This is a genomic window from Microbacterium sp. (genome assembly GCF_047607465.1).
Lineage (GTDB): Bacteria > Actinomycetota > Actinomycetes > Actinomycetales > Microbacteriaceae > Microbacterium.
Genome location: NZ_JASGCY010000077.1, coordinates 1 through 5,907, shown reverse-complemented (window position 1 = coordinate 5,907; position 5,907 = coordinate 1). Strand labels below are relative to the sequence as shown.

General features: G+C 68.9%; 5 protein-coding genes and 2 tRNA genes. 6 read left to right on the top strand and 1 reads right to left on the bottom strand.

Going from position 1 to position 5,907, the window contains the following annotated elements; translation table 11 throughout:
• Window positions 1-129 precede the first annotated feature (129 nt).
• The 6 genes from QM568_RS11480 (at window position 130) to QM568_RS11455 (ending at window position 4,656) form a co-directional block, all read left to right on the top strand.
• The gene (locus QM568_RS11480; protein WP_415138922.1) at window positions 130-927 is read left to right on the top strand and encodes an enoyl-CoA hydratase/isomerase family protein; all 798 of its coding nucleotides are present in this window, start codon (window positions 130-132) and stop codon (window positions 925-927) included.
• Window positions 928-1,007: 80 nt separating this feature from the next.
• Window positions 1,008-2,060 (top strand): hypothetical protein, encoded by a 1,053-nt coding sequence (locus QM568_RS11475; RefSeq protein WP_415138920.1) that lies wholly within the window; start codon window positions 1,008-1,010, stop codon window positions 2,058-2,060.
• Entirely contained in the window at window positions 2,057-2,878 is an 822-nt protein-coding gene (locus QM568_RS11470) for an inositol monophosphatase family protein (protein WP_415138918.1), read from the top strand. The genes QM568_RS11475 and QM568_RS11470 overlap by 4 nt, the downstream gene beginning before the upstream one ends.
• A 130-nt stretch (window positions 2,879-3,008) precedes the next feature.
• Window positions 3,009-4,115: a M23 family metallopeptidase gene (locus tag QM568_RS11465; protein ID WP_415138916.1), complete on the top strand. Its 1,107-nt coding sequence runs from the start codon at window positions 3,009-3,011 to the stop codon at window positions 4,113-4,115.
• Between the two features lie 361 nt (window positions 4,116-4,476).
• Window positions 4,477-4,548 (top strand) — tRNA-Thr (locus tag QM568_RS11460).
• 34 nt (window positions 4,549-4,582) lie between these two features.
• Window positions 4,583-4,656, top strand: a tRNA-Met gene (locus QM568_RS11455).
• Here QM568_RS11455 and QM568_RS11450 read toward each other — a convergent pair.
• Window positions 4,616-5,818 (bottom strand): recombinase family protein, encoded by a 1,203-nt coding sequence (locus QM568_RS11450; protein ID WP_415138924.1) that lies wholly within the window; start codon window positions 5,816-5,818, stop codon window positions 4,616-4,618. The two genes, QM568_RS11455 and QM568_RS11450, sit on opposite strands and share 41 nt — an antisense overlap.
• Window positions 5,819-5,907 lie beyond the last annotated feature (89 nt).

Here is a 5,907-nt window from a genome sequence, read left to right as displayed (position 1 = left end):
ACGCGCATCTCAATCAGCAGTCAGGGTGCCCCGGAGAACCGGACGGCCACTCCTTCGGAGCCACTTGAGACAAGAAGCCATCAGCCACATCCGGCCCTCCCGGGCCGCTTAACAACTTACGGAGAAGCCATGAGCGATGCCATCCTGGTCTCGGTCGATGAGGGGATGGCTCGGCTCACGCTGAACCGCCCTGCGCGACTGAACGCCTTCAACGCCGACCTCGCCCACGCGTGGCGCGACGCGACCGCGGAGGCGGCCGGCCGCGACGACATCAAGGCGATCCTCATCGACGCCGCGGGGCCGGCCTTCTGCGCCGGCGGCGACGTCATCGACATGGCGTCGACGATGAGCTCTGGTGCCGACATCACCGCGCTCGCCGAGGTCATCAACGCCGGCATCCGCTCGCTGACGGAGTCGTCGATTCCCGTCGTCGCTGCCGCCCACGGCACCACTGCCGGCGGCGGCCTCGGCATCCTGCTGTGCAGCGACTACGCCGTCGTCGGCTCGCGCTCGAAAGTCGGCAGCCTCTACGCCAACATCGGCCTCACCCCCGACCTGTCGGTCTCGGCGCAGCTCGCGCAGGCCGTCGGCCAGCGCCGTGCGCTGCAGCTGGTGCTGCAGGATCGCCTGCTCTCGGCCGCCGAGGCGATCGAGTGGGGTCTGGTCGCCGAGGTGGTGGAGGGGACGGATGCCGCGGCCGAGGCCGAGCTGGTGCGGGCCCGCGCCGAGGAGGTCGCCCGGTTCTGGCTGGCCGGGGCGGCCGACGCCTACGGTCAGGCCAAGCGCCTCATCCGTTCGCGTCCGGAGCGCACCTTCGCCGAGCAGCTCGGCGAGGAGGCGCGTTTGATCGGCGCGATGATGGACACCGCCGATGCCAGGGCCCGCATCGCCGCCTTCGCCGCCGCATCGGCGCAGAAGGGTCGCTGATCTTCTCGTACCGATCGCCTCCGCTGCGGCCGGTGCTCGTGCGAGGATGAAGGCACTGCCCACTCCACGAGAGGACTGCCATGTCTCAACCTGACACCGCGACACCGGAGCCGAAGAACATGTCGCTCCTGATCAAGGGGTCGATCTGGATCGCGATCGGGGCACTCGTCGCCGCGGCCATCGTCTGCGTCGTGTGGGTGCTCATCGGCGATCAGGACGGCCTGATCGGACGCGCGTTCCTCACGATCCTGCTGCTGGCGGCCTTCGCGGGCGTCGCGATCCTCGAGGCGGGTCTCGCCCCGAACCGCCCCGACTGGCTGGCGCTGGCGAGCATGGTGTCGTGGATCATCGCGCTCATCGCCGGTGCGTTCAAGATCTGGCTGCCCGATGACGGGCAGTACCTCAGCGGCGGCGAGCGGTTCTTCCACCTGCTGCTCATCATCGGCATCCTGCAGCTCGCGCTGGTGCACGTGCGGTTGTTCACCCCGGCGGCGCGGCGCTTCGTGACGACGTTCACGCGCGTCATCTACATCGCGACCATCGTGTTCCTCATCGGGCTCGTCGGCATGCTCGTCTTCTACCTGACGTTCCCGCACAGCTTCGACTACGGCGACCTCTACGGCCGCATCCTCGTCGCGCTCACGATCCTCGTGGCCGTCGGCACGACCCTCATCCCGCTGCTGAACGCGCTGTTCGCGCCCAAGAAGGCGCCGCGCGCCGTCGTGCAGACTCCCGGGGTCGCTGCTCCCGCGGCCTGGCCGACCTTCGCCGATGGTCGCACGCCGCTGCCGGTGATGCCGGACGGCAGCCCCGACTGGAACGCCTACTACACCGGCGTGCCGACGGCGACCCAGTACGCCCAGGCGCCGGTGCCGCAGGTTTCGTTCCCGGTGCCGCAGGCCGCTCCGGTGCCGCCGGTGAGTCCCGCGGGTCCTGCCGCCACCGATCCGACCGCGCCCTCGGCGCCGATCGCGCCGCCGGTCGTCTCCCCTGTGCCGTCCGTGCCGCAGGCCGCCCCCGATCCGACCGTGCCACCCGTCGTCTCCCCTGCGCCGCCCGTCGTCCCGCCGGTGCCGCAGGCGCCGCCGGCGATGGAAGAGTACCCGCCGGCCGCACCCACGCCTCCGCAGTGACCGACGCGCTCGAACTCTCAGCCCTCGCCGCCGAGGTCGCCCGTGAAGCCGGGGCCCTCGCGCGTCGACGCCGTGACGAGGGGGTCACGCTCGCCGCGACGAAATCGACACTGGCCGACATCGTCACCGAGGCCGACCGCGAGGTGGAGGAGCTCATCCGTGCCCGGCTGCGCGCGGCGCGCCCCGGCGACGGATTCCTCGGCGAGGAGTCGGATGCCGAGCGCGGCGACACCGGCATCACCTGGGTCGTCGATCCCATCGACGGCACGGTGAACTACGCCTACGGGATCCCGTCGTACGCGGTGAGCATCGCGGCGGTGCGGGGCGTCCCTGAGCCGGACGAGTGGGAGGCGCTCGCGGCGGCCGTGTTCGCGCCGGCGCACGGCGAGCTCTTCGGGGCGGCGCGCGACGAGGGCGCGTGGCTCGCCGGCCGTAGGCTCGCGGTGACGGCGGAGACCCCAGCCGGCGCGCTGCTGGCCACCGGTTTCGGCTACGACCCGGCCACGCACGACGGCGACCTCGCGACCGTCCGGAGCGTGATGCCGATGGCGCGCGACCTCCGCCGTGCCGGTGCCGCCTCGCTCGACCTCGCGTACGTGGCAGCCGGACGACTGGACGGCTACTTCGAGCGGGGCCTCAAACCGTGGGACTTCGCCGCAGGGGCGCTCCTCGTGGCGGAGGCCGGAGGAGCGGTGACCCGCATCGACACGGCATCCGCTCGTCCGATGCTGATCGCCGGCGGCCTCGACGTGCACGCCCGGCTGTCGGACCTGCTGTCGGCTCCGCTCGAGCCAGCGCAGCGGGGTGAGGGATCGTGACGGATTCATGGCTTTCTCAGGCAGGGCAGGGTAGGGTTTATCCGATCGTTACTTTCCTTGCCTTCCATCGCCCGAATAGATGAGGCTTGCAGGCTCCCTGCGACTTGCCGTCCGACCCGAGAGAATCGCTTTGCCCTTCGACACCGCCCAGGCTGACACGGTGCCCACGCGCCGCTCCAGCCGGTACCGCGTTGCGGCCGTCAAGGCCCCCGCGGCGGGAGCGTCGGCAGCGGCCGGCGGGGTGACGACACCGCTCGTCGGCGCGCCGCTCACCCGCCGTTCCGCACGCGAGCGCCTCGGTGCCGCGGAGACCGCCGCGTCGATTCACGGCGAGGAGCGCGTCGACGCGTTCGCCCAGGCGGCGCGCGCCTTCGGCACCGCGCCGATCGCAGAGGCCGCCGATGCGGCATCCGCTTCGAAGGCTCCTGTCGACGACGCTTCCGCCGCCGGCAGCACCCACGATGCGGCTCCGGCGGGCACCGCGTACGTCGCGTCGCGCCGCCCCCTCACCCGCCGATTCCTCGCGTTCGGCGCGACGGTCGGCGTCATGAGCGTGACGGGCCTGCTCGCCGTCGGCATGACGGTTCCGCCCGAGGCCGTCGCCGCGTCCGGCTCGTTCGGCACCGCGCGCACCTCTCTCGTCGCGTCGGCGGCCCCCGTCGACAAGGGCGAGGAGGAGATCCAGGCGTTCGTCACGGCATCCGGTGTGCAGAACGAGCAGCTGGTGCGCTCCGAGGAGTTCTCGACCGTCTCGCTGGTCGACCTCGCCTCCGAACAGGGCATCAAGTTCTCCGACTCGGTGTTCACCAACGACCCCGATGCCGCGATCCAGTGGCCGTTCCTCGTGGGTGTGAGCATGAGCTCGGGATACGGTCTTCGCTGGGGCCGGATGCACGAGGGCATCGACTTCACCCCGGGTGAGGGAGCGCCGATCCAGGCCATCGCCGATGGCACCGTGCGCATCGCCACGGAGCAGGGCGGCGGCTACGGCGTGACCGTCTACATCGACCACGTCATCGACGGCAAGGTCATCACCAGCCACTACTCGCACATGCAGTACGGATCGCTGCAGGTCCAGACCGGAGACAAGGTCAAGGTCGGCGACATCGTCGGCCTCACCGGCAACACGGGGCACTCCTTCGGTGCGCACCTGCACTTCGAGATCATCGTGAACGGCTCGACGATCGATCCGCTCCCGTGGTTGCGCGCCAACGCCGGCCGGTCGTCTCTCGACTGATCCGCCGGGGCACGGCGCCGCTTCGGCGCTCGCGATGCCGCCGGCGCTCCTGATGCCGCCCGGGGTGGCAGATGTTCCGGACTTTCTCCGACGCGACTGGCGCAGCTGACACCTCCTGTGTCCCGGATGCCGGTTGTGCGGCTCGCCGCGGTGGGGCGGTGGCAGGAGTTCCGGGAATCCGTCTGACAGGTCCGGCGCGACGGCCACCTGGAGCGGCGTGAGCCCTGGCGCAGGGGGATCGCGCGGCGTGCCGACCGGTGGATCCGCTCCGTGGAGCCATGACGCGCCAGGGGGCATCCTGATTTCGTGAGGGCGCCTCGGGGATGGTAGGCTCATCTGGTTGCTCCGCGAGGAGCAGCGCGCCCCGATAGCTCAGTGGCAGAGCACTTCCATGGTAAGGAAGGGGTCGTCAGTTCAATCCTGACTCGGGGCTCACGGTGTTCGCATCTGCGATGCGGATGCAGTGCGGCAGGGTAGCTCAGTTGGTGAGAGCGCACGACTCATAATCGTGAGGTCGCGGGTTCAAGCCCCGCTCCTGCTACAAAGTAGGTCTTATTAGAACCAATGACCTGAGAGTGAAGTGATTCGCTCTCGACATCGAGATCCTCGGCAGGAATGCCGGGGATCTTTTTGCGTTCTGCGGTGGCTGGCGGGGTGCTCTCGAGGACGTGGTTGGAGAGCGTGTGGAGCGCTTCGTTCCCTGCCGTGCGCTGGGCGTCGGTGCGGGTGTCGGTGTCGGTGACCTTGGCGCGGAGTCGGCTGAAGAGGGCCTGGATGAGTTCGCGCCGCGCTGTCTCAGGGAGCGCGGCATAGAGCGCGCCGGGGTCGCGGATGAGGGCGACGGCTGCTTGGGCGCGTTCGGCACCGTGGCGGAGGGAGTCTTCGGTGCGCGCGAGGCGTTCTTGGATGGCTCCCTTCTGCAGCGTGAGTTGTTGCAGACGTTCTCGGAGTTGTGGCACGGGGAGGTCTCCGTCGGCGAGGGCGTCGATGAGGCGTCCTTCTTGCTGGCTGAGCTTGGCGAGCTGTTTGGTGAGGCCGTCTCGCGTGGTGCGTTCGGTGGATTGCAGGTCCGCGATGACGGCTTCGATTCCTTCCTCGATCTTGTCGAGGATCTCGGGAGCGATGCGTTCATCGGCGATTCGCTTCGCTACGGCCTGTTCGAGCTGTTCGACACGGATGCCTGGCATGGTGCATTGGCCTTTGAGCTTGGCTGCGCAGATGTAGTACTCGTAGGTGCCGCCGTTGCCGGAGTTCTGGCTGTAGACGAGGCGGCTATCTCTTCCTGCGTCGTGGCAGTCTGCGCAGTAGACGAGCCCTTTGAGGTAGTGGAAGTGGATGCGGTCGCGGTCGCCACGGCGGTTGCGGCTTCGGAGGATCTCTTTGACGCTGAGGTAGAGCTCCTTCGAGATGAGGGGCTGATGGCGGCCGGGGTAGAGCTTGCCTTTGTAGCGGATGACGCCGGTGTAGTACGGATCGCCGAGGATGACGCTGAGCGCATTGACGGAGATCGGCTTCGAGCGATACTTCCGCGATGTTCGTGTGACGAGTCCTTGTTCTTCGAGGGCCGCTGCGAGCTGGGTGACGGAGTACTCACCTGTGGCGTACTGTTCGAAGGCCCAGACGATCAGCGGTGCCCGGACGGGGTCGATGTCGATAGTGTTGACCAGGGTGACGTCCCGCTGAGTGGTGGAGTTTCTCAACACCGTGCGGGTCAGTTGTTCTTAGTTTAGGCGGCGGTGAGTTCGGGGAGGATCACCGCCTCTTCGACGGGCTCGGCGGGGTTGTCCATCGT

Bases quoted from the DNA above. Each gene is read 5' to 3' on its own strand.
- QM568_RS11480 (WP_415138922.1), top strand. From the start codon at position 130: ATGAGCGATGCCATCCTGGTCTCGGTCGATGAGGGGATGGCTCGGCTC.
- QM568_RS11475 (WP_415138920.1), top strand. From the start codon at position 1,008: ATGTCTCAACCTGACACCGCGACACCGGAGCCGAAGAACATGTCGCTC.